Below are 23,458 nucleotides of genomic sequence, written 5' to 3'. Positions count from 1 at the left end.
AAAGTGATGAGTCTGGAAACCTGGCTGCTGTTCAGCGGCGCTGCGCTGGTGGTGATCCTGATCCCGGGGCCACTGTCTTTGCTGATGATCAGCAACAGTCTGAATTACGGTTTGCGCCGTTCTTACCCGGCGTTTCTGGGGGGCGTGATTGCGTCGATCTGCCTGCTCAGTGCTTCGGCTTTGGGTCTGGGCGCCTTGTTGCTGGCGTCGGAACAGCTGTTCAGCGCCCTGAAAATCGTCGGTGCGCTGTACCTGTTCTACCTCGCCTGGCAGAGCTGGCAGCAATCGCGTCAGCCATCCCAAGGCGCCGAAGTGCCCCAAGCTGCGCCGGTGCCGCACTTTCGCGCACTGTTCGGGCGCGCGTTCATGCTCGGCGCGAGTAATCCGAAAGACATTTTGTTCTTTGCCGCTTTCCTGCCGCAGTTTTTGAGCGCCGAACAGCCGTTCCTGCCGCAGTTGCTGGTGATGATTGCCACCTGGACCGTGCTGGATTTGCTGTGCAAATTGGCTTATGGCCTCGGAGCCCATGGTGCTGCGCGGTATTTGCGTAGCGGCAATGGGCAGAGCTGGTTTAACCGGGTGAGTGCGGGGTTGTTTAGTGGTGCGGGTGCTGCGTCGTTGTTGAGCCGTTGAGGTAAAGCAAGATCAAAAGATCGCAGCCTTCGGCAGCTCCTAAAGACGCAAAACCCTGTAGGAGCTGCCGAAGCTGCGATCTTTTGACTTTCTATCAGGCAAAAAAAAGCCCGCAGTGTGAGCGGGCGAAAGACCAAAGAAGCTATATGCGCAGCTTTTTTTGAGAAGAAGGGGCTTGGGGCAAAAGTCCTAGCTTCCTCTGTAGGTCGAATAGCTGTACGGCGAAATCAACAACGGCACGTGGTAGTGATCCTGCTCCGCAGAGATGCCGAAACGCAGCACCACCACATCCAGGAACGCAGGCTCAGGCAGCTGAACCCCACGGGCACGGTAGTAATCACCCGCATGAAACTGAAGCTGATAAACCCCGGACCGATAGTCATCGCCTTGCAGCAGCGGCGAATCGACACGGCCATCGCTGTTGGTGAGCGCAGTGGCGACCAATTCCAGCTGCGAACCTTCAACGCGGTACAACTCGACCTTGATCGAGCCGCCCGGGCAACCGTGTGCAGCGTCCAAAACGTGTGTAGTCAAACGTCCCATTGATTCTGCGCGCCTGCCTGCGTGGAGCAGTCAGACCTCGCGCCTCCCGAAGTCAGTTGAAAAGGAGACCGCACCGTTTCGGAGCACGAAAAGCTGCGGCGAGCGACTGATTAAGACACTTTTCATAAAAATTGTACACAATAAAAACGACATTTTTACCGCTACCGCCGTCATTCAACCTTTGGCAGCGAATCTAACGCCGAACCATACGATCAGCGGACCTTCTATCCATTAGCTGACCAGTCAGGCAGGTTTCTTGCAGTACCCTTCAAAGTGGGCAGTCAGTGAAAAATGCAAAAAATCAGGCTTACAAAGTGAATATAAAGTTGTATACAATCACTCCATCGCTGTGACGCCAGCCTGCCCTCTCATCGCCAGGCCGCCACACACACCCTGACTTTGAATAAGTCGACACGAACAAGAAGGAAGACTGCAGTGAGCGCTGACTATCCACGCGACCTGATCGGTTACGGCAGTAACCCTCCTCACCCACACTGGCCGGGCAATGCCCGCATCGCGCTGTCCTTCGTGCTCAACTACGAGGAAGGTGGCGAGCGCAATATCCTGCACGGCGATAAAGAGTCCGAAGCCTTCCTCTCGGAAATGGTCTCGGCGCAGCCGCTGCAAGGCGAGCGCAACATGAGCATGGAATCCCTTTACGAGTATGGCAGCCGTGCCGGCGTCTGGCGGATTCTGAAACTGTTCAAGGAATTCGACATTCCGCTGACCATCTTCGCCGTGGCCATGGCCGCCCAGCGCCACCCGGACGTGATCCGCGCGATGGTCGAGGCCGGCCATGAAATCTGCAGCCACGGCTACCGTTGGATCGACTACCAGTACATGGACGAAGCGCAGGAACGCGAGCACATGCTCGAAGCGATCCGCATCCTCACCGAAATCACCGGCGAGCGCCCACTGGGCTGGTACACCGGCCGCACCGGTCCGAACACCCGTCGACTGGTGATGGAAGAAGGCGGTTTCCTTTACGACTGCGACACCTACGACGACGACCTGCCCTACTGGGAACCGAACAACCCGACTAGCAAGCCGCATTTGGTGATTCCGTACACGCTGGACACCAACGACATGCGCTTCACCCAGGTCCAGGGCTTCAACAAGGGCGACGATTTCTTTGAATACCTGAAAGACGCGTTCGATGTGCTGTACGCCGAAGGTGCCGAAGCACCGAAGATGTTGTCGATCGGCCTGCACTGCCGGCTGATCGGCCGGCCGGCGCGTCTGGCTTCGCTCAAGCGCTTTATCGAATACGCTAAAAGTCATGAACAGGTGTGGTTCAGCCGTCGCGTCGACATCGCCCGTCACTGGCAAGAAACCCACCCGTACACAGGGGCTGCCAAATGAGCACCTTTCAAACCGTCAAACCTTCGACCCTGAGCCGCGACGCTTTCGTCGCTGCTTTCGCCGACATCTACGAACATTCGCCATGGGTGGCCGAAAAGGCCTTCGACCTGGGCCAGGACGCTTCGATCGACGAGATCGAAACCCTGCACCAGCGCATGAGCGACATTTTGTTGAGCGCTGATCACACAAGCCAACTGGCCCTGATCAACGCTCACCCGGACCTGGCCGGCAAAGCAGCCGTCCAGGGCCAACTGACCGCAGCCAGCACTGAAGAACAGTCTGGCGCGGGTATTCACCAATGCTCGAGCGATGAGTTCCAGCGCTTCACCGAGCTGAACGACGCCTACAAAGCCAAGTTCAAGTTTCCCTTCATCATGGCGGTAAAAGGCAGCAACCGGCATCAGATCCTCGCGGCGTTCGAAACGCGCATTCACAACTCGGTCGACACCGAATTCAAATGCGCGCTGGCGGAGATCAACAAGATCGCGTTGTTCCGATTACTGACCCTATAGCAAGCCTGGCCCGAGTGCTCTTAAACGCGAAAAGTACCCAGGGCCTCGCAAGCATCCCAAGCCAACTTATTAAAGGCAGACAAGAAGAATGAAAGCTTACGCCGTACCTTTCGAGAAGTTCGTCAACCTGGCCGACGCCCGCCTGGGCACCAAAATCATCTCGGTCACCGATGACTGGTTCGCAGACGCCAACCGTCTGTTCCAACCGACCCCGGCCGTGTGGAAGGAGGGCGTGTTCGATGACAACGGCAAGTGGATGGACGGCTGGGAGTCGCGCCGCAAGCGCTTCGAAGGCTACGACAGCGCCGTGATCCGCCTGGGCGTACCGGGCTCGATCAAAGGCGTGGACATCGACACTTCATTCTTCACCGGCAACTTCCCGCCGTCGGCGTCCCTGGAAGCCTGCTTCCTGGCCTCGGGCGAGCCCGACGAAAACACCCAGTGGACTGAAGTGCTGTCGGCCGTCGAGCTGCAAGGCAACAGCCACCACTACCACGAAATCAACAACGACCAGGCCTTCAGCCATCTGCGCTTCAACATCTACCCGGATGGCGGCGTGGCCCGTCTGCGTGTGTACGGCATTCCGTTCCGCGACTGGTCGGCCGTCGGCGACAACGAACAAGTCGATCTGGCTGCGGCTCTGAACGGTGGTCGTGCGCTGGCCTGCTCCGACGAACACTTCGGCCGCATGAGCAACATCCTCAACCCGGGCCGTGGCATCAACATGGGCGACGGCTGGGAAACCGCACGTCGTCGTACGCCGGGCAATGACTGGGTGATCGTCGCGCTGGGTCATGCGGGCGAGATCGAGAAAGTCATCGTCGACACGCTGCACTTCAAAGGCAACTACCCGGACACCTGTTCGATCCAGGGTGCATTCGTGAAGGGCGGCACCGACAGCCAGATCGAAACCCAATCGCTGTTCTGGCGCGAATTGCTGCCAAGCCAGAAGCTGGAAATGCACGCTGAACATACCTTTGCCGAGCAGATCAAGGCACTGGGCCCGATCACCCACATCCGCCTGAACGTGTTCCCGGATGGGGGCGTGAGCCGCCTGCGGGTCCTCGGCAAGGTAGCAAAATAAGCGTCGTCCCCAATCGCGGGCAAGCCCGCTCCCACAAGGAATTGTGGCGTTCACAAAACCTGTGGGAGCGGCGGTGCGACGATTCGACTTGCCCGCGATGGCGATAGAACAAACAACACAGAATTCGGAAAAGAAGACCAGCATGCGCACATTGACGATTGAACCGCTGACCAAAGAAGCCTTCGCCCCTTTCGGTGACGTGATTGAAACCGACGGCAGCGATCACTTCATGATCAACAACGGTTCGACCATGCGCTTTCACAAACTGGCGACGGTGGAAACCGCCACGCCAGAGGACAACGCGATCATCAGCATCTTCCGCGCCGACGCGCAGGACATGCCGCTGACCGTCTGCATGCTGGAGCGTCACCCGCTGGGCAGCCAGGCTTTCATTCCGCTGCTCGGCAACCCCTTTCTGATCGTGGTCGCGCCACTTGGCGATGAACCTGTATCAGGCTTGGTCCGCGCCTTCGTCACCAACGGCAGGCAGGGCATTAATTACCATCGCGGCGTTTGGCACCATCCGGTGCTGACGATCGAAAAGCGGGATGACTTCCTGGTGGTTGATCGCAGTGGCACAGGCAATAACTGCGATGAGCATTTTTTCAAAGAGGATGAGCGTTTGATCCTCGCCCCCCACCAATAAGAGAAGGTCTGATCACTCGACAACAGAGTGACAGGCGAGAGGTAAAGACTGTGGAAGCACATCTGTTGGAATGGCTGAACCTGAGCGTGCGCTGGGTTCACATGATTACTGGCGTGGCCTGGATCGGCGCATCGTTCTATTTCGTCTGGCTGGAGAACAACCTCAATCGGGTCAACCCGAAAAGTGGCTTGGCTGGCGATTTGTGGGCGATCCACGGCGGCGGTATCTATCACCTGGAAAAATACAAACTGGCTCCACCGACCATGCCGGACAACCTGCACTGGTTCAAATGGGAGGCCTACTTCACCTGGCTGTCGGGGGTCGCGCTGCTCTGCGTGGTGTTCTACTCCAACCCGACGCTGTACCTGCTCGCACCGGGCAGCAGCCTGACCGGCCCTGAAGGGGTCGCACTGGGCATTGCCTCGTTGTTCGTCGGCTGGTTCGTCTACTCCTTCCTCTGCGACTCGGCCCTGGGCAAACGCCCTGCCCTGCTAGGCTTCATCCTGTTCGTGCTGATCATTGGCGCCGCTTACGGCTTCAGCAAAGTGTTCAGCGGTCGTGGTGCGTACCTGCACGTCGGCGCGATCATCGGCACCATCATGGTCGGCAACGTGTTCCGCATCATCATGCCGGCGCAACGCGCACTGGTTGCCGCGATTGCCGAAAACCGCACGCCGGATCCGGCGCTGCCGGCCAAAGGCTTGCTGCGTTCGCGGCACAACAACTACTTCACCTTGCCGGTGCTGTTCATCATGATCAGCAACCACTTCCCGAGCACTTACGGCAGTCAATACAACTGGCTGATCCTGGCCGGGATCGCGGTGCTGGCGGTGTTGGTGCGTCACTACTTCAACACCCGTCACGACAGCCACAAGTTTGCCTGGACCCTGCCCGCCGCGGCGGTCGGCATGATCTGCCTGGCCTACGTGACCGGGCCGGCGCCGATGTCCAGCGCACCTGAAGTGGCCAAGGCGCCTGGGACCATCGAGTACCAGCCGCTGCCGGAAACCGCCCTTGGCGGTGGTAAGAAACCGGCTGAAGCCGCACCGGCGGCAGCCCCTGAAACGGCACCCGCTCAAGCGTCAAATGCCGGCCCGGACTTTGACAAGGTGCACAACGTGATCCAGGAGCGTTGCACGGTCTGCCATTCGGCCAAACCCACCAGCCCGCTGTTCAGCGCGGCACCGGCCGGCGTGATGTTCGATACCCCCGAGCAGATCAAGCTCCAGGCCCCGCGCATCCAGGCCCAGGCTGTTGCCAGCCAGATCATGCCACTGGGCAACATCACCCAGATGACCCAGCAGGAGCGTGACCTGATCGGTGCGTGGATTGTTCAGGGAGCCCAAACCCAATAAGCAACACAAAAGCCCGTGACAAACGGGCTTTTGTGGCGAGGGGGCTTGCCCCCGTTGGGTCGCGAAGCGGCCCCCGCATTCCTTCAGTCAAACTCTGGTAACCGATTTTACGACTGCTTCGCAGCCGAACGGGGGCAAGCCCCCTCGCCACATTGCGCCTCAAACAATAAAAAAAAGAGGGAGCAACAGATGATTCGTACCCAGACAAGACTGTGGTTCAGCGACGCCAGGCTGACCACCGACAACCGTGCCCCAAACCTGTCCCCGACGCTCTGTTGCGGGGCACTTGAGCCATGGCGCGGGAGTGAGTATTCTCCGCGCCCGCCCGAGTCCGGTCTAAAAAAAAGCGCGAATTTAATTCCTGACCAGAAAGCCAACTTACCCCGGCTCTGGACCGTACCAAGGCATCCCGAAATGACGCTCAATCGACTGTTTTCGAACAGCCGAACGGGCGTTTTTTTCTTTTCGAAAGCCTTGGCTCAGCTCTTGCTAACAGCACTAAAGCTGACCGACTGGATGATTTTTTACAGCAGCAAGAAAAGGCGCCACACCAGAGCGCCGACCTTAGAAAAATAACGTGGAACCACCTACTTTTTGGGAGCAACCGAATGAAACGTACGTGCACCAGCCTGATGCTCGCGGGATCCTTGTTGGCCGGGGGCCAGGCAATGGCCGGCGACTTGCTGCAATGGCAGAACAACAGCCTGACCTACCTTTATGGCAAGGACTTCCAGGTCAACCCGCGCATTCAGCAAACCGTCACCTTCGAGCACGCCGATGCCTGGAAATACGGGGATAACTTCTTCTTCGTCGACAAGATCTTCTACAACGGCGAGAAGGACTTCAACGCCGGCCCGAACACCTACTATGGTGAGTTCCAGCCGCGTATTTCCTTGGGCAAAGTGCTCGACCAGAAGATCGAATTCGGCCCGATCAAAGACGTGCTGCTGGCCATGACGTACGAGTTCGGTGAGGGCGATACCGAGTCCTACCTGATCGGTCCGGGTTTCGACCTGGCGATTCCCGGGTTCGACTACTTCCAGTTGAACTTCTACCAGCGTCACACCGAGGGCAGCCGCCCGGGTGACAACGTCTGGCAGATCACCCCGGTCTGGTCCTACACCATTCCCGTGGGCGATTCGAACATCCTGATCGATGGTTTCATGGACTGGGTGGTCGATAACGACAAGAACAGCAAAGGCACCTACCACGCCAATCTGCACTTCAACCCACAGGTCAAATACGACTTGGGTAAAGCCCTGAACATCGGCGAGAAGCAGTTGTACGTCGGCGTCGAGTACGACTACTGGTCAGACAAGTACGGGATCAAGGACAGCCAGGCCTTCAAGACCGATCAAAGCAACACGAGCTTCCTGGTGAAGTTCCACTTCTAATCGTAAAAGCTTCGCGGGCAAGCCACGCTCCCACAGGTTTTGTGTTGTTCACATCATTGGCGAACGACACAAAACCTGTGGGAGCGTGGCTTGCCCGCGATGGCCGCACCGCAAATCTCAAGCCGGAACCGCAGGCTCCACCAACCCCAGAAACCGGCACAGCTCATCGCGCTTGGCCAACGCATCGCGCCGCCCCAGATCGATCAATTCGCCGCAATACCCCGCCTCGAACAGCAGATAACTCAACACCCCCGCCCCACTGGTCTTGGTCGCCCCCGGTCCGCGCAAAAACAGGCGCAAGGCCGCCGGCAATTCCTGCCGGTGCCGCGCTGCAATTTCATCAATCGGCTGACTCGGCGAAATCACCAGCACCTCCACCGGCGCTGCTCCCAATGCACGACTCGGTGTGCCGTCGGGCAGCAGATGGCTGAACTGATTCAGACGCTGCAGCAACTCGATGTCGCTTTCCAGGCTATCAATGAACGTACTGTTGAGCATGTGCCCGCCGATTTGCGCCAAGGTCGGCTGCTGACCGGTGTAGGCGCGTTGCAGTGGCTGTTGCGGATCGACCCCGCGCGGGTTGCCGCTGACGCCCACCACCAGCACGCGACTGGCGCCCAGGTGCAGGGCCGGGCTGATCGGTGCCGATTGGCGTACCGCGCCGTCGCCGAAATATTCTTCGCCGATTTTCACTGGCGCAAACAGCAACGGAATCGCCGAACTGGCCAGCAAGTGTTCGACGCTCAATTGGGTCGGCACGCCGATTCGCCGATGACGCAACCAGGACTCGATGGTGCCGCCACCCTGATAGAACGTGACGGCCTGACCGGACTCATAGCCAAACGCCGTGACCGCCACCGCCTTCAATTGCTTTTGCGCGATGGCCTCGGCAATCCCGGGCATGTGCAGTTTGTCGTGGAGTAAACCGCGCAGCGGCGAGCTGTTGAGCAGGGCCACTGGCACCTGAGCGCCAATCCCCAGCAAACTGTGACTGACAAACCGGGTGGCTTGATGGATCACCCCCGGCCAGTCGCTGCGCAATACCAGATGGCTGCGAAAACCTTGCCAGAAAGCGGTCAGGCGCTGAATCGCGTCGCGAAAGTCCATTGCCCCACTGGCAAGACTGACCGCGTTGATCGCGCCGGCCGAGGTGCCGACAATCACCGGAAACGGATTCGCCGCCCCCACCGGCAGCAGCTCGGCAATCGCCGCCAGCACGCCCACCTGATAAGCCGCTCGAGCCCCGCCGCCGGAAAGTATCAACCCTGTAACCGGTTCAGCAGAACTCATCGCAACACTCCATGGTGCTTAAAGGGATCGGTGACTCAACCGCGTTTGGCGTACAGCTTCGGTTCGCCCGGTGGACGACTCTTGAAGCGGCGATGTGCCCAGAGGTATTGCTCCGGACATTCACGCAACGCGCTTTCGACCCACTGGTTGATCCGAATACAGTCAGCCTCTTCCGTCTCGCCGGGAAAGCCCTCGAGCGGCGCATGAATCACCAACCGATAACCACTGCCGTCAGCCAGGCGTTGCTGAGTGAACGGCACCACCAGCGCCTTGCCCAGCCGCGCGAACTTGCTGGTGGCAGTGACGGTCGCCGCCTGAATCCCGAACAACGGCACGAAGATACTTTGCTTGGCGCCATAGTCCTGATCCGGTGCGTACCAGATCGCCCGGCCTGCCCGCAGCAGTTTGAGCATGCCACGCACGTCGTCGCGCTCCACCGCCAGCGAGTCGAGGTTGTGCCGCTCACGGCCACGACGCTGGATGTAGTCGAACAGCGGATTCTTGTGTTCGCGGTACATGCCATCGATGGTGTGCTGCTGACCGAGCAGCGCCGCGCCGATCTCAAGCGTAGTGAAATGCACGGCCATCAGAATCACGCCCTTGCCGTCGCGTTGGGCCTGCTTCAAATGCTCCAGGCCTTCGACATGGGCCAGTTTCGCCAGACGCTTGCGCGACCACCACCAGCTCATGGCCATCTCGAAGAAGGCGATGCCGGTGGAGGCGAAGTTTTCCTTGAGCAGGCGCTTGCGTTCGGCAGCGGACTTTTCAGGGAAACACAGCTCAAGATTGCGCTTGGCAATGCGCCGTCGGTCGCCGGCCACCCGATACATTAATGCGCCCAAGACGCGACCGACCGACAGCAATGCCGGATATGGCAACTGCACAATCAGCCACAACAGCCCCAAGCCACACCACAGCGGCCAGAAACGTGGAGAAAGAAATGCTGTTCGAAAACGCGGGCGATCCATTAAAGGTTCCGTCAAGACAGTGGCCGCGCATTCTACATCGTTCGACCCGGCTTGCGGCCCGCGGGCGTTATCGTTATAAGTCTCGGCACTTTTAGTGACAAGTCGTTGTATGCCGACCATGAGCCAAACCGAACCGCTAGACCAAGATCCCGTGTTCCAGTTGAAGGGCAGCATGCTCGCCATTACGGTGCTGGAACTGGCCCGTAACGACCTTGAGAATCTTGATCGACAACTGGCCGCCAAAGTCGCCCAGGCGCCCAACTTCTTCAGCAACGCGCCGTTGGTACTGGCCCTGGACAAACTTCCGGCCAGCGAAGGCTCGGTCGATCTGCCGGGGTTGATGCGCATCTGCCGCCAGCATGGCCTGCGCACCCTGGCGATCCGTGCCAGCCGCATTGAAGACATTGCCGCTGCCATCGCGGTCGATCTGCCGGTGCTGCCGCCGTCCGGCGCCCGTGAGCGACCGCTCGACCCGCACGAAGGCACTGTTGCAAAAAAACCGGAAAAACCACCGGAACCGACCATCAAACCGACCAAAATCATCACTTCGCCAGTACGCGGTGGCCAGCAGATTTATGCCCAGGGTTGCGACTTGGTGGTGATTTCGTCGGTAAGCCCGGGGGCGGAACTTCTCGCCGATGGGAACATCCATGTATACGGCGCGATGCGCGGTCGTGTCTTGGCCGGCGTAAAAGGTGACACGAAAGCCAGGATTTTCTGTCAGCAAATGACCGCTGAACTGGTCTCCATCGCCGGCCACTACAAGGTTTCCGAGGATCTGCGTCGTGATCCATTGTGGGGCGCGGGCGTACAAGTCAGCCTGTCGGGCGACGTGTTGAACATCATTCGGCTTTAACGGATACTGCCGCATTTTCCAAGCATCTCTAAAACGTAGCGAAAACGGCTCAAACGAAGTAGGAAAAAGGCTAAAAGCAGTGTTTACCGGGGGTAAGCGCCGCTCAGAACCGGATTCCAGCCAAGGCTGTCCGACTGCAGTAGTTTTTCAAGAGATGTTTTTCAGGGGCTAAACGTCCTTTTTCCTTAGGGGTAAAACACCTTGGCCAAGATTCTCGTGGTTACATCCGGCAAGGGTGGTGTGGGTAAGACCACCACCAGCGCCGCTATCGGTACCGGCCTCGCTCTGCGTGGTCACAAAACAGTTATCGTCGACTTCGACGTCGGCTTGCGTAACCTCGACCTGATCATGGGTTGCGAGCGCCGCGTGGTGTATGACTTCGTCAACGTGGTAAACGGCGAAGCCAACCTGCAACAGGCGCTGATCAAAGACAAGCGTCTGGAAAACCTCTACGTACTGGCCGCCAGTCAGACCCGCGACAAAGACGCGCTGACTGTCGAAGGCGTCGAAAAGGTCCTGATGCAGCTCAAGGAAGACTTCGAATTCGTGGTCTGCGACTCCCCGGCGGGTATCGAGAAAGGCGCCCACCTGGCCATGTACTTCGCTGACGAAGCGATTGTAGTGACCAACCCGGAAGTCTCCTCCGTACGTGACTCGGACCGCATGCTGGGCCTGCTGGCCAGCAAATCCCGTCGCGCCGAAAACGGCGAAGACCCGATCAAGGAACACTTGCTGCTGACTCGCTACAACCCAACACGCGTGAGCAACGGCGAAATGCTCGGCGTCGAAGACGTCAAGGACATCCTCGCAGTAACCCTGCTAGGCGTGATTCCAGAATCGCAAGCCGTCCTCAAAGCCTCCAACCAGGGCGTGCCGGTAATTCTCGACGACCAGAGCGACGCCGGTCAGGCGTACAGCGATGCGGTTGATCGTCTGCTGGGTAAAACCGTGGACCATCGTTTCCTCGATGTCGAGAAGAAGGGATTCTTCGAGCGACTTTTTGGAGGTAGGTAATGAACCTTTTTGACTTCTTTCGTGCCAGTAAAAAGGTCAGTACCGCGTCGGTAGCGAAAGAGCGTCTACAGATCATCGTGGCGCATGAACGCGGCCAGCGCAGTACGCCGGACTACCTGCCAGCCTTGCAGAAGGAACTGGTGGAAGTGATCCGCAAGTACGTCAATATCGGGTCCGATGACGTGCACGTCGCTCTGGAAAACCAGGGCAGTTGCTCGATCCTGGAACTCAATATCACCCTGCCAGATCGCTGAGTCGATCCGGCGGGAGCCACGGCGGCTCAGGCCCTTACACACTCCGTAGGAGCGAAGCTTGCTCGCGAACACAGGCAACTCGGTCTATCTGATAGACCGAGGTGACGCATTCGCGAGCAAGCTTCGCTCCTACAGGGGCGGGGCCTGAGCCGCCGTTGGCGTTTGTTACGAGGCTGTTTTAATGCCGTTGTCCAACATCCGCATCATCCATCAGGACGCCGCCGTACTCGTGGTGGACAAGCCGACCCTGTTGCTCTCCGTCCCTGGCCGGGCTGATGACAACAAGGACTGCCTGATTACGCGCCTGCAAGAAAACGGCTACCCGGAAGCACGAATTGTTCATCGGCTGGACTGGGAAACTTCCGGCATCATTCTGTTGGCCCGTGACCCGGACACTCATCGCGAGCTGTCTCGGCAATTTCACGACCGCGAAACCGAAAAGGCCTACACCGCCCTGTGCTGGGGACAACCGGAACTGGACAGCGGCAGCATCGATCTGCCCCTGCGCTACGACCCGCCGACCAAGCCACGCCACGTGGTGGACCACGAGTTCGGCAAGCATGCCTTGACCTTCTGGCGTGTGCTGGAGCGTTGTGGCGACTGGTGCCGCGTCGAGCTGACGCCGATCACCGGCCGCTCTCACCAGTTGCGCGTGCACATGCTGTCGATAGGTCACCCGCTGTTGGGTGACGGGCTTTACGCCCATGAGCAAGCACTCGCTGCCTGGCCACGTCTGTGCCTGCACGCGAGCATGCTGAGTTTTACTCACCCGCAAAGCGGCGAACGCTTGCGATTCGAGTGCCCTGCGCCCTTCTGAGTAACACGCCGGACAAACATAACGCCCTTCCGTCGAAGGGCGTTTTTATTTGCTATTTGCTAACACAAAACGCCGTTAAGATAACGTGAAGAAATTGTTATGGTTTTGTAAAAAATCGTGAAATGACAGCACTTAGATATCAGGCAGGACGCCCTTGTGTTCAGCAGTAAGACACTTCAACGCGACTACCCCTTCACTTTCAGCCTGTTCAACACCACGCTGCACTTGAGCGAGCCGCCTTGCGTCGAAACACAACGTGCGCTTGAACAGCTGATTAACAAACGCCGCGCTCGCAAACTCTCACGGGCAAGCGCACCACTGGTATCCGGCGATACACCGCTGTTTGCCAAGGTCCAGCCGCTGGACTCCTTCAAGGCCAAAGTCCGGGTAACCCTGGGCAAGCCGCAGCGCAATGGCCGATTCGACTGGCCACTGGAAGAGCTGATCAATACCCATGAAGCGCAACGCCGTGGGGTGCAAATGCCCCCGCTGCAAGGCTTCGGTTATACCCGTGATCGAATGGGCCTGACCCTGGAGTATTTCTTACTCACGCGTCTGCTCGACGACCATGTCAACGGCGTGCAGTGGCTCAGCCAACACCCGGAACACGTCGAAGCCTTCATTCTCGATGCGTTCGAATTGCTGCATTCCTTGGCCCTGAAGAACATCACGCACATGGACTTCTGGGCCGGCAACATCATGATTCCCGAAGCACGCAAACCTCTCAAAGCCATCGATTTTGAAAACTGCTTTTCCGGCATGACTGCTCATTCCAGCGAAACCCTGGGTTTCCAGTTGGGATTCTTTTATCGCCGGGATATCTACAAGTTCATCACCGAAGCCGACTATGACCGCCTGGTGGATGAATACGTCAGACAGCAACCCGACTTCTCGCGGGAAAAATTCAACCCGGTATACCTCGCGAGCAAACATGAACACGTTGGCCGCAAACAGCGTCGCGAAGTGTTCCTCTGCGGCGAACTGATCACCGGCTGACTTTCCAGTAGTCGTTACACACCGGATGGCATTGTGTCTGCAATGCCGTGGGCCAATACGCTAAACTGGCGCCACTGCTGTCTGGAGCTTCTTATGCGCGAAGAGTTGAACCAAGGCCTGATCGACTTCCTCAAGGCCTCCCCTACCCCTTTCCATGCCACCGCCAGCCTTGTTCAGCGTCTGGAAGCGGCCGGCTTTATGCGCCTCGATGAGCGCGAGCCATGGACCACCGAAGCCAATGGTCGTTACTACGTCACCCGTAACGACTCTTCGATCGTCGCGTTCAAAATGGGCCGTCATTCGCCCCTGCACGGTGGCATCCGCCTGGTCGGTGCGCACACCGATAGCCCGTGCCTGCGGGTCAAACCCCAACCGGAACTGCAACGCCAGGGCTTCTGGCAACTGGGCGTCGAAGTGTATGGCGGTGCGCTGCTGGCGCCGTGGTTCGACCGCGATCTGTCTCTGGCCGGCCGCGTGACGTTCCGCCGTGATGGCAAGGTCGAGAGCCAGTTGATCGACTTCAAGGCACCGATTGCGATCATTCCGAACCTGGCCATTCACCTCAACCGCGAAGCCAACATGGGCTGGGCGATCAATGCCCAGACCGAACTGCCGCCGATCCTCGCGCAATTCGCCGGTGACGAACGCGTGGACTTCCGCGCCGTGCTCACCGATCAACTCGCCCGCGAACATGGCCTGAACGCCGACGTGGTGCTCGATTACGAGTTGAGCTTCTACGACACCCAAAGCGCTGCGGTCATTGGCCTGCATGGTGATTTCATTGCGGGTGCGCGCCTCGATAACTTGCTGTCGTGCTACGCCGGCCTGCAAGCTTTGCTGACGACCGAAACCGACGAAACCTGCGTGCTGGTCTGCAACGATCATGAAGAAGTCGGCTCCTGCTCGGCCTGTGGCGCCGACGGTCCAATGCTTGAGCAAACCCTGCGCCGTCTGTTGCCCGAAGGGGATGAATTCGTACGGACCATTCAGAAATCCCTGCTGGTCTCGGCCGATAACGCCCACGGCGTGCACCCGAACTATGCGGACAAGCACGACGCCAACCACGGCCCGAAACTCAACGCCGGCCCGGTGATCAAGGTCAACAGCAACCAGCGCTACGCCACCAACAGCGAAACCGCCGGCTTCTTCCGCCATTTGTGCATGGCCGAAGAAGTACCGGTGCAGAGCTTCGTGGTGCGCAGCGACATGGGCTGCGGTTCGACCATCGGCCCGATCACCGCCAGCCACCTGGGCGTGCGCACCGTGGACATCGGTTTGCCGACGTTCGCGATGCACTCGATCCGCGAGCTGTGCGGCAGCCATGACCTGGCGCACCTGGTCAAAGTGCTGAGCGCGTTCTACGCCTGCCGCGAATTGCCGTAGCCCTCAAAGATCAACTCCTACAGGGTGAACGCGATCCCCTGTAGGAGCTGCCGCAGGCTGCGATCTTTTGATCTTGATTTTCAGCACATTTGAAGCAGCCAAGATCAAAAGATCGCAGCCTGCGGCAGCTCCTACACACATCACCTCCGCTCGTCCGAAAGCCGCCTAGACTTGCAATACCCCTCTCCGACAAGGCTGTCACCATGATCTCGATGTCTTCGTTCCACTCCATGCTGATCCCGATTCTTTCCGGGATGATCATGCTGGCCATCGGCTTCAACTTTCGCGACAAGAACGTTGGTGTGTTCGCGATGTGGGTCGGCATGCTGATGATCCTCGCCACCGTGATCTACAAGATCCTCGCCAAACTCAACGAATAAATCCTCGCGCCTGGCTCGCATTGATTTTGACGGGCTCGTACACTCGGCCGATTCGTTCATCCGAGGTTGACCGTGTTCGCTCGTCTTTTTGCCCTGCCGTGTTTGTTCCTTGTCTGCCTGATGACACTGCTGCCGATGGCACCTGCCCAGGCGGTCAGTTTGCCGGGGCTGCTCAATGGCTCGGCAAAAACCCAGCCGCAAGCACAAGAGCCGCTGGGGCAATCGCTGGACGAAGTCATTAAATCCCTGGAAAACGATCAGCAGCGCACCCAGCTACTGACGGACCTGAAAAAACTTCGCGACGTCACCCAAAAGGCTCAGCCAACCACTGAAGAAGGCGTGCTTGGGCTGATCGGCGGCACTCTGGCCGGTTTCGAAAAGCAATTTTCCGGCGCCGACAGCCCCCTCAATCGCTGGTCCGAAGAAGTCGATCTGGCCAAAGATGAACTGGCGGCGCTGATGCTGCCGGCCAATGAATGGCTGCCGATCATCTTCGCTTTCGCTGTGATCCTGATGGTCTGGAGCCTGCTGGCCGCCGCCCTGATCTGGCTCGGCCACCGGGTGCGCATGCGCTTTGGCCTGACCGAAGAATTACCGCAACACCCCAAGGCGCTGGACATGCTGCGCTTCGCCTTGCGCAAACTCGGGCCGTGGTTGATTGCCTTGGTCATGACGGTTTACATGACCTACGCCCTGCCTTCGTCATTGGGCAAAAGCCTGGCCATGGTGCTGGCCTATGCGCTGGTGGTCGGCACCTGTTTCTCGGCGATCTGCGTGATCGCGTTTTCCGTGCTGGATGGCCCGCATCGCCACCGCGCCTTGTTCATTCTGCGGCATCAGGCTTTCCGCCCGTTGTGGCTGATCGGCAGTTTCGCCGCCTTCGGTGAAGCCCTGAGCGACCCCCGTCTGGTTGAAAGTCTCGGCAGTCACTTGGCCCATACAGCAGCGACGTTCGCCAATGTGCTCGCGGCGATCGCCACTGGTTATTTCGTTCTGCGTTTCCGTCGGCCCATCGCGCACTTGATCCGCAACCAACCGCTGTCCCGGCGCCTGACTCGCCGGGCCTTGAGCGACACGATCGAAATCCTCGGCACCTTTTGGTATCTGCCAGCGCTGGTGCTGGTGGGCATCTCGCTGTTCGCCACCTTCGTCTCTGCCGGTGACACCAGCACGGCCTTGCGTCAATCACTGATCTGCACCGTGCTGCTGGTGTTGTGCATGGTCATCAATGGGTTGGTGCGCCGCCATTCACTGAAACCGCAACGCAGCGTGAAACGCCACGCGCTGTATTCGGATCGCCTGAAAAGCTTTTTCTACACCCTCGCCCATCTGCTGGTGTGGCTGGCATTCATCGAGCTCGGCCTGCGGGTCTGGGGCATGTCGCTGATCCGCTTCACCGAAGGCGAAGGCCATGAAGTCAGCGTCAAACTGTTCAGCCTCGGTGGCACGCTGATTTTTGCCTGGCTGATCTGGATCCTCAGCGACACCGCCGTGCATCACGCCCTCACCCGCTCGCGCAAAGGCCAGGCCAATGCCCGCGCGCAGACGATGATGCCGCTGATCCGCAACGTACTGTTCGTGGCGATTTTCATCATTGCGCTGATCGTCGCCCTGGCGAACATGGGCATGAACGTCACGCCGTTGCTGGCCGGTGCCGGCGTAATCGGTCTGGCCATCGGTTTCGGCGCGCAGTCACTGGTGGCTGACCTGATCACCGGGCTGTTCATCATCATCGAAGACTCCCTGGCCATCGACGACTACGTGGACGTCGGCGGCCACCTGGGCACGGTCGAAGGCCTGACCATCCGCACCGTACGCCTGCGGGACATCGACGGCATCGTCCACACCATTCCGTTCAGCGAAATCAAAAGTATCAAGAACTACTCCCGGGAATTCGGCTACGCGATCTTCCGGGTGGCGGTGCCCTCCAACATGGACATCGACGAGGCGATCAAACTGATGCGCGAAGTCGGCCAGAAAATGCGCACCGACCCGCTGCAACGGCGAAACATCTGGTCGCCGCTGGAGATTCAGGGGGTAGAAAGTTTCGAGTCCGGCAACGCGATTCTTCGCGCACGCTTCAAGACTGCGCCGATCAAACAGTGGGAAGTTTCCCGGGCGTTCAACCTGTCGCTCAAGCGGCATCTGGATGAAGCCGGGCTGGATCTGGCGACGCCGCGCATGAGTGTGCACGTCGCCAAGGAATAGAACTCAAACCACATCCACCCCGACATGAATCGCATCATGTCGCCAAAATTCCAGGTCACAATCGATCAACCGCTGGTGGTGATCGTAATTGACCCGGGCAATCCGCAACCCCGGGCTGCCCACCGACACGCGCAAAGCCGCCGCTGCGTCCACCGACAACGCCGTCGGCACAATCTCGAAGCGCACCCGCCCGTAATGCAAGTCGTAATGCCGGGCATAGAGTTCGGTCATCGACTGATTCAGATCGAAGTCCAGAATCCCCGGGAAATACTGCGGGTTCAGGTAGTGCTCCACATACAACACCAATCTCCCGTCAATCCGTCGCGAGCGGCAGATCTGGATCACGCTCGACAGCGCCGGCAACTGCAACCAGGCACACACCGCCGCCGACGCAGGCTGCAAGCGCGCCGAAATTACCTCGGTGGACGGCACCCGCCCTTGGGCACTGACCATCGCGTGAAAGTGGCTGCGCTGCATCAGGTTATAAGCCAGTCGCGGTGGTGACACGAACCAGCCGCGTCGCTCCTCGCGATAAATCTGGCCCTGGGCCTCCAGCTGCAATAAAGCCTCACGCACGGTGATCCGCGTGGTACCGAACAACTCACTGAGCTTGCGCTCTGCCGGCAACTTGCTCCCGGGCGCCAACAGGCCGTGGTCGAGCTGTTCCTGCAGAACCTGCCCGATGGCTGTCACCGCTTTGGTGGTCTCGATGCGCATCAACGTTACCTATCTGGACTAGACCAGCACTGATTCAGGGCGGAACCGTGATTCAAATCGGTTCCTTCAACTGCCTGCAAGCCTAGGCACTGCACATGACTGACAGATGACAAAGCCGCCGAACGGTTGCGCCAGACACCTGCAATTTTATGGCCAAGTCCCTTTCATATCAGCTCTTTAGCGATGGTCTACGCTTATCTCGCACCCCGCGTATCCGAGCGCAGAAAATTCAGGCCGACCGGTCGTCGACATCAAAATGTCATCCAACCCGCCTAAATTGGCTCAGGTATTGCTGACCTAGACCAACACAACCGCAATCGCAGCGTTGAAAACGCCCAAAGGAGCTTCGGATGAAACAGTTTTTCCTGGCATCACTGTTAGGCTCGACCATTGCCCTGTGCACCTCCGCCATGGCGGCGGATGATCTGAAAACCCTGGAAGCCGCTGCGAAAGCGGAAGGCGCAGTCAACAGCGTCGGCATGCCCGATGACTGGGCCAACTGGAAAGGCACCTGGGAAGACCTGGCCAAGAAATATGGCCTGAAACACATCGACACCGACATGAGCTCGGCCCAGGAAATCGCCAAGTTCGCCGCCGAAAAAGACAACGCCAGCGCCGATATCGGTGACGTCGGTGCCGCCTTCGGTCCGATCGCGGTCAAGCAGGGCGTGGTGCAACCTTATAAGCCAACTACTTGGGAACAGATTCCGGATTGGGCCAAGGACAAGGACGGTAACTGGGCGCTGGCCTACACCGGCACCATCGCGTTTATCGTCAACAAAAAACTGCTGCACGGTTCTGAAGCACCGACCAAATGGGCCGACCTCAAGACTGGCAAGTACAAAGTTTCCATCGGTGATGTAAGCACCGCCGCACAAGCTGCCAACGGCGTACTGGCCGCCGCCCTCGCCAACGGTGGTGACGAGAAAAACATTCAGCCAGCCCTGTTGCTGTTCGCTGACATCGCCAAGCAAGGCCGCCTGTCCATGGCCAACCCGACGATTGCCACGATGGAAAAGGGTGAAATCGAAGTCGGCGTGGTCTGGGACTTCAACGGTCTGAGTTACAAGGCCAAGATGGCGAATCCGGATGACTACGTCGTGCTGATTCCATCCGACGGCTCGGTGATTTCCGGTTACACCACCATCATCAACAAATACGCGAAGAACCCGAACGCCGCCAAGCTGACCCGCGAATACATCTTCAGCGATGCCGGCCAAATCAACCTGGCGAAAGGCAACGCCCGCCCGATCCGCGCCGAGCACATCAAACTGCCGGAAGACGTGAAGGCCAAACTGCTGCCAAATGAGCAGTACAAAAAGGTCACGCCAATCAAAGACGCCGATGCATGGGAAAAGACCTCCAAGTCGCTGCCGCAGAAGTGGCAGGAAGAAGTCATCATCAACATGCCGTAACACCGTAGATCCCCATTCGGGGATCTGATGGAGATTCATTGTAGGAGCGAGGCTTGCCCGCGAAGAGGGACTGACATTCAACATTGATGTTGGCTGACAGTCCGCCTTCGCGAGCAAGCTTCGCTCCTACAGGCTTGACGATATTCACTGTTTTTGCGGAGTCCCAGCCCTATGAAGCACAACGTCATCCTTGTCGTGCTCGACGGCCTCAATTACGAAGTCGCGCGCCACGCCATGGGGCATCTGCAGGCTTACGTTGGCGCAGGACGCGCGGCACTCTACAAGTTGGAGTGCGAACTGCCGGCCCTGTCCCGACCACTTTACGAATGCATCCTGACCGGCGTTACGCCGATCGTCAGCGGTATCGTTCACAACAACGTCTCGCGCCTGTCCAACCAGCGCAGCATCTACCATTACGCCACCGACGCAGGCCTGAAAACCGCGGCCGCGGCCTATCACTGGGTCAGCGAGTTGTATAACCGTTCGCCATTCGTGGCCGCCCGGGATCGTCACACCGACGACCCCAAACTGCCGATCCAGCACGGTCACTTCTACTGGAACGACCACTACCCGGACTCGCACCTGTTCGCCGATGCGGAAAACTTGCGCCTGCGCCACGCGCCGAACTTTTTATTGGTCCACCCCATGAACATCGACGACGCCGGGCACAAGCACGGCCTCGACACCTCGCAGTACCGCAACAGCGCTCGCTCAGCCGACATCATCCTTGCCGATTACCTGCAAGGCTGGCTCGACGCCGATTACCAGGTGCTGGTGACGGCCGACCACGGCATGAACAACGACCGCTCGCACAACGGCCTCCTGCCCGAAGAACGCGAAGTGCCACTGTTCGTCCTCGGCGATGCCTTCAGCTTCAACCAAAACGCCGCACCGAAACAAACCGAAATCTGCGGCACCGTCTGCGAACTGTTGGGCGTGCCCCACGACAAACCTGTGTGCCGGGAGCTGCTCAAGTGAACGCCATGACCCGCGGTAAATGGCTCGCCGTTCTGTGCCTGGTGCCCTTTGCGATTTTCTTCTTCGTGTTCCAGATCGCCCCGCTGCTCTGGATAATGATCAACAGCCTGGAATCGGAAGAGTTCGGCTGGGGCCTTGCCAACTTCAGCAAAATCTTCAACTCAAAGTTCTATTTGCAGGCGATCCAGTACAGCCTCGAGATCAGTTTCTGGTCCAGCGTGTTCGGCATCATCATCGCCATACTCGGCGCCTACTCCCTGCGCCGGGTCGACTCGAAACTGCGCAACTTCGTCAACGCCTTCGCCAACATGACCAGCAACTTCTCCGGCGTACCCCTGGCCTTCGCGTTCATCATTTTGCTGGGGTTCAACGGCAGCATTACCATCATGCTCAAACAAGCCGGGATCATTCAGGACTTCAACCTGTACTCGAAAACCGGGCTGATCATTCTCTACACCTACTTCCAGATTCCCCTGGGCGTGCTGCTGCTCTACCCGGCCTTCGACGCCTTGCGCGAAGACTGGCGTGAATCCGCCGAATTGCTCGGCGCCAATGGCTGGCAGTTCTGGCGGCATATCGGTTTGCCGGTGTTGACCCCGGCGCTGCTCGGCACCTTTGTAATCCTGCTGGCCAACGCCCTCGGCGCGTATGCCACGGTCTACGCCCTGACCACCGGCAACTTCAACGTGTTGCCGATCCGCATCGCGGCGATGGTCTCCGGTGACATTTCCCTCGACCCGAACCTGGCCAGCGCCTTGGCCGTGGTGCTGGTGGCGTTGATGACCGTTGTGACCATCGTGCATCAGTTGCTGTTGAAGAGGAGCTACCATGTCTCGCGCTGAATTGGGGCCTGTCGGTGTCTATCACCGCGTCGTGGTGTATTTGCTGTTTGCCATTCTGTTGTTGCCGCTGATCGGAACGCTGATCTACTCGATCTCCAGCAGTTGGTCCGCGACGATCATGCCCAGCGGTTTTACCTTCAAGTGGTACATCCAGCTGTGGAGTGATCCGCGCTTTCTCAACGCATTCGGTCAATCGTTACTGGTCTGCGTCGGCTCGCTGATTCTGTCGGTGGTGCTGATTCTGCCGCTGCTGTTCGTGGTGCATTACCACTTCCCGAAACTCGACGCATTGATGAACATTCTGATCCTGCTGCCCTTCGCGGTGCCGCCGGTGGTGTCGTCGGTGGGGTTGCTGCAGCTCTACGGTTCGGGGCCGTTCGCGATGGTCGGTACGCCGTGGATTCTGATCGGCTGCTATTTCACCGTGGCGCTGCCGTTCATGTACCGGGCGATTACCAATAACCTGCAAGCGATCAACCTGCGCGACCTGATGGACGCCGCGCAACTGCTCGGCGCCAGCACTTGGCAAGCGGCATTCCTGGTGGTGCTGCCGAACCTGCGCAAAGGTCTGATGGTGGCGTTGCTGCTGTCGTTCTCGTTCCTGTTCGGTGAGTTCGTGTTCGCCAACATCCTCGTCGGCACCCGCTACGAAACTCTGCAGGTCTACCTCAACAATATGCGTAACAGCAGCGGCCACTTCACCAGTGCAGTGGTGATCTCCTACTTCTTCTTTGTGCTGGTTCTGACCTGGGCTGCCAATATCTTGAACAAGGACAAAAGCGAATGAGCTATGTGAGCGTCCAACACCTGCAAAAAAGCTACTCTCAAATAGGGCAGTCTGGCACCACGGTATTCAGCGACATCAACTGCGAAATCAAGAAAGGCGAATTCGTCACCCTTCTCGGCCCGTCCGGTTGCGGCAAGTCCACCCTGCTGCGTTGCATCGCCGGCCTGACCTCGGTGGATGGCGGCAAGATCCTGCTGGAAGGTCAGGACCTCGTTCCGCTGAGCCCGCAAAAACGCGGGATCGGCATGGTGTTCCAGAGTTATGCGCTGTTCCCGAACATGACCGTGGAGCAGAACGTCGCCTTCGGCTTGCGCATGCAGAAGGTCAACGCCGACGACAGCCACAAGCGCGTCGACGAAGTGCTGGCACTGGTGGAGCTCAAGGACTTCGCCGCCCGCTACCCACATCAATTGTCCGGTGGCCAATGCCAGCGTGTCGCCCTGGCCCGCTCGCTGGTGACCCGGCCTCGGTTGTTGTTGCTGGATGAACCGCTATCGGCGTTGGACGCGCGGATTCGCAAGCACCTGCGCGAACAGATCCGTCAGATCCAGCGCGAACTGGGCCTGACCACGATCTTCGTCACCCACGATCAGGAAGAAGCCCTGACCATGTCTGACCGAATCTTCCTGATGAACGAGGGAAAGATCGTACAGAGTGGCGATGCCGAAACCCTTTACACCGCGCCAGTCGATGTTTTTGCCGCAGGCTTCATCGGCAACTACAACCTGCTGGACGCCGACAGCGCGACGAAACTGTTGCAACGACCGATCACCCATCGCCTCGCCATTCGCCCGGAAGCCATCGAGCTAAGCCTCAACGGCGAGCTCGACGCGCAGATTCGCAGCCACAGCCTGTTGGGCAACGTGATTCGCTATCGGGTCGAAGCCCGGGGCGTGGAATTGGTGGTGGATGTGCTCAACCGTTCGGCGGCCGACCTGCATCCCGATGGTCAGCGCCTGGCGCTTTCCATCGATCCGACGGCCCTGTGTGAGGTAGCCTGATGACTTTGCTGATGTTGAAGAGA

The 23,458-nt window shown here is 58.7% G+C and carries 25 protein-coding genes; 21 read left to right on the top strand and 4 right to left on the bottom strand.

The features are described from left to right. Nucleotides 1–6: 6 nt before the first annotated feature. Complete coding sequence (locus F6R97_RS24860) at nucleotides 7–633, top strand: LysE family translocator (RefSeq protein WP_038979769.1); 627 nt, start codon at nucleotides 7–9, stop codon at nucleotides 631–633. 189 nt (nucleotides 634–822) lie between these two features. Here the strand turns inward: F6R97_RS24860 and uraH are convergent, their stop codons facing one another. After that, nucleotides 823–1,176: a hydroxyisourate hydrolase gene (gene uraH, locus F6R97_RS24855; protein WP_038979768.1), complete on the bottom strand. Its 354-nt coding sequence runs from the start codon at nucleotides 1,174–1,176 to the stop codon at nucleotides 823–825. A gap of 435 nt (nucleotides 1,177–1,611) precedes the next feature. On the opposite strand from uraH, the gene puuE reads away from it, so the two are divergent. From puuE to F6R97_RS24820, 7 genes are all read left to right on the top strand, one after another. Then, nucleotides 1,612–2,538, top strand: a complete 927-nt coding sequence (puuE, locus tag F6R97_RS24850; RefSeq protein ID WP_315867235.1) for an allantoinase PuuE — start codon at nucleotides 1,612–1,614, stop codon at nucleotides 2,536–2,538. Continuing rightward, complete coding sequence (uraD, locus tag F6R97_RS24845) at nucleotides 2,535–3,050, top strand: 2-oxo-4-hydroxy-4-carboxy-5-ureidoimidazoline decarboxylase (protein WP_315867234.1); 516 nt, start codon at nucleotides 2,535–2,537, stop codon at nucleotides 3,048–3,050. Before puuE ends, uraD begins: the two co-directional genes overlap by 4 nt. 88 nt (nucleotides 3,051–3,138) lie before the next feature. After that, nucleotides 3,139–4,134, top strand: a complete 996-nt coding sequence (gene alc / locus F6R97_RS24840; RefSeq protein ID WP_030131652.1) for an allantoicase — start codon at nucleotides 3,139–3,141, stop codon at nucleotides 4,132–4,134. Nucleotides 4,135–4,276: 142 nt separating this feature from the next. Further along, nucleotides 4,277–4,780, top strand: coding sequence for an ureidoglycolate lyase (locus tag F6R97_RS24835; RefSeq protein ID WP_008005655.1), 504 nt, complete (start codon nucleotides 4,277–4,279; stop codon nucleotides 4,778–4,780). A gap of 50 nt (nucleotides 4,781–4,830) precedes the next feature. Beyond that, nucleotides 4,831–6,135, top strand: a complete 1,305-nt coding sequence (locus F6R97_RS24830) for a urate hydroxylase PuuD (protein WP_315867233.1) — start codon at nucleotides 4,831–4,833, stop codon at nucleotides 6,133–6,135. Between the two features lie 189 nt (nucleotides 6,136–6,324). Further along, nucleotides 6,325–6,711 (top strand): hypothetical protein, encoded by a 387-nt coding sequence (locus F6R97_RS24825; protein WP_315867232.1) that lies wholly within the window; start codon nucleotides 6,325–6,327, stop codon nucleotides 6,709–6,711. Nucleotides 6,712–6,743: 32 nt separating this feature from the next. After that, nucleotides 6,744–7,529: an outer membrane protein OmpK gene (locus F6R97_RS24820; RefSeq protein ID WP_038979764.1), complete on the top strand. Its 786-nt coding sequence runs from the start codon at nucleotides 6,744–6,746 to the stop codon at nucleotides 7,527–7,529. A 117-nt stretch (nucleotides 7,530–7,646) separates the two neighbouring features. On the opposite strand, the gene F6R97_RS24815 is transcribed toward F6R97_RS24820, so the two are convergent. Both F6R97_RS24815 and F6R97_RS24810 read right to left on the bottom strand, forming a co-directional pair. Further along, nucleotides 7,647–8,819, bottom strand: coding sequence for a patatin-like phospholipase family protein (locus tag F6R97_RS24815; protein WP_038979763.1), 1,173 nt, complete (start codon nucleotides 8,817–8,819; stop codon nucleotides 7,647–7,649). Between the two features lie 35 nt (nucleotides 8,820–8,854). Beyond that, nucleotides 8,855–9,787 (bottom strand): lipid A biosynthesis lauroyl acyltransferase, encoded by a 933-nt coding sequence (locus F6R97_RS24810; protein ID WP_038979762.1) that lies wholly within the window; start codon nucleotides 9,785–9,787, stop codon nucleotides 8,855–8,857. A 118-nt stretch (nucleotides 9,788–9,905) separates the two neighbouring features. Here F6R97_RS24810 and minC point away from each other — a divergent pair, with 118 nt between their 5' ends. The 8 genes from minC to F6R97_RS24770 all read left to right on the top strand — a co-directional run bounded on the left by minC (nucleotide 9,906) and on the right by F6R97_RS24770 (nucleotide 17,695). Next, nucleotides 9,906–10,643, top strand: coding sequence for a septum site-determining protein MinC (gene minC, locus F6R97_RS24805; protein ID WP_038980241.1), 738 nt, complete (start codon nucleotides 9,906–9,908; stop codon nucleotides 10,641–10,643). Between the two features lie 201 nt (nucleotides 10,644–10,844). Continuing rightward, nucleotides 10,845–11,657, top strand: coding sequence for a septum site-determining protein MinD (minD, locus tag F6R97_RS24800; protein ID WP_038979761.1), 813 nt, complete (start codon nucleotides 10,845–10,847; stop codon nucleotides 11,655–11,657). Then, nucleotides 11,657–11,911: a cell division topological specificity factor MinE gene (gene minE / locus F6R97_RS24795; protein ID WP_007898843.1), complete on the top strand. Its 255-nt coding sequence runs from the start codon at nucleotides 11,657–11,659 to the stop codon at nucleotides 11,909–11,911. Before minD ends, minE begins: the two co-directional genes overlap by 1 nt. Before the next feature lie 181 nt (nucleotides 11,912–12,092). After that, nucleotides 12,093–12,728 carry an RluA family pseudouridine synthase gene (locus tag F6R97_RS24790; RefSeq protein WP_028941050.1) on the top strand — a complete coding sequence of 212 codons (636 nt, stop codon included), beginning with the start codon at nucleotides 12,093–12,095 and terminating at the stop codon, nucleotides 12,726–12,728. A gap of 156 nt (nucleotides 12,729–12,884) precedes the next feature. Beyond that, a complete protein-coding gene (locus F6R97_RS24785; RefSeq protein WP_315867231.1) occupies nucleotides 12,885–13,724 on the top strand; it encodes a hypothetical protein in 840 nt (279 codons plus the stop codon). A 93-nt stretch (nucleotides 13,725–13,817) separates the two neighbouring features. After that, on the top strand, nucleotides 13,818–15,107 hold the full coding sequence (locus F6R97_RS24780; protein WP_007898846.1) for a M18 family aminopeptidase: 1,290 nt from the start codon (nucleotides 13,818–13,820) through the stop codon (nucleotides 15,105–15,107). A gap of 203 nt (nucleotides 15,108–15,310) precedes the next feature. Beyond that, the gene (locus F6R97_RS24775) at nucleotides 15,311–15,487 is read left to right on the top strand and encodes a hypothetical protein (protein ID WP_167344810.1); all 177 of its coding nucleotides are present in this window, start codon (nucleotides 15,311–15,313) and stop codon (nucleotides 15,485–15,487) included. Between the two features lie 72 nt (nucleotides 15,488–15,559). Further along, on the top strand, nucleotides 15,560–17,695 hold the full coding sequence (locus F6R97_RS24770; RefSeq protein ID WP_048394393.1) for a mechanosensitive ion channel family protein: 2,136 nt from the start codon (nucleotides 15,560–15,562) through the stop codon (nucleotides 17,693–17,695). Nucleotides 17,696–17,698: 3 nt separating this feature from the next. On the opposite strand, the gene F6R97_RS24765 is transcribed toward F6R97_RS24770, so the two are convergent. Further along, complete coding sequence (locus F6R97_RS24765) at nucleotides 17,699–18,412, bottom strand: UTRA domain-containing protein (protein ID WP_048394391.1); 714 nt, start codon at nucleotides 18,410–18,412, stop codon at nucleotides 17,699–17,701. A 350-nt stretch (nucleotides 18,413–18,762) separates the two neighbouring features. Here F6R97_RS24765 and F6R97_RS24760 point away from each other — a divergent pair, with 350 nt between their 5' ends. The 5 genes from F6R97_RS24760 to F6R97_RS24740 all read left to right on the top strand — a co-directional run bounded on the left by F6R97_RS24760 (nucleotide 18,763) and on the right by F6R97_RS24740 (nucleotide 23,435). Next, entirely contained in the window at nucleotides 18,763–19,827 is a 1,065-nt protein-coding gene (locus F6R97_RS24760) for an ABC transporter substrate-binding protein (protein WP_038979758.1), read from the top strand. A gap of 171 nt (nucleotides 19,828–19,998) precedes the next feature. Continuing rightward, entirely contained in the window at nucleotides 19,999–20,805 is an 807-nt protein-coding gene (locus F6R97_RS24755) for an alkaline phosphatase family protein (RefSeq protein WP_048394389.1), read from the top strand. A gap of 5 nt (nucleotides 20,806–20,810) precedes the next feature. Further along, entirely contained in the window at nucleotides 20,811–21,647 is an 837-nt protein-coding gene (locus F6R97_RS24750; RefSeq protein WP_161794728.1) for an ABC transporter permease, read from the top strand. Then, nucleotides 21,634–22,434, top strand: a complete 801-nt coding sequence (locus F6R97_RS24745; RefSeq protein WP_030131666.1) for an ABC transporter permease — start codon at nucleotides 21,634–21,636, stop codon at nucleotides 22,432–22,434. Before F6R97_RS24750 ends, F6R97_RS24745 begins: the two co-directional genes overlap by 14 nt. Then, entirely contained in the window at nucleotides 22,431–23,435 is a 1,005-nt protein-coding gene (locus F6R97_RS24740) for an ABC transporter ATP-binding protein (protein WP_048394386.1), read from the top strand. The genes F6R97_RS24745 and F6R97_RS24740 overlap by 4 nt, the downstream gene beginning before the upstream one ends. Nucleotides 23,436–23,458: the final 23 nt, after the last annotated feature.

The organism is Pseudomonas sp. JV414 (genome assembly GCF_032424305.1).
Classification (GTDB): domain Bacteria; phylum Pseudomonadota; class Gammaproteobacteria; order Pseudomonadales; family Pseudomonadaceae; genus Aquipseudomonas; species Aquipseudomonas lini.
Note: the sequence above shows the minus strand (reverse complement) of the source record. Positions and strands in the feature narration are given on the sequence as shown.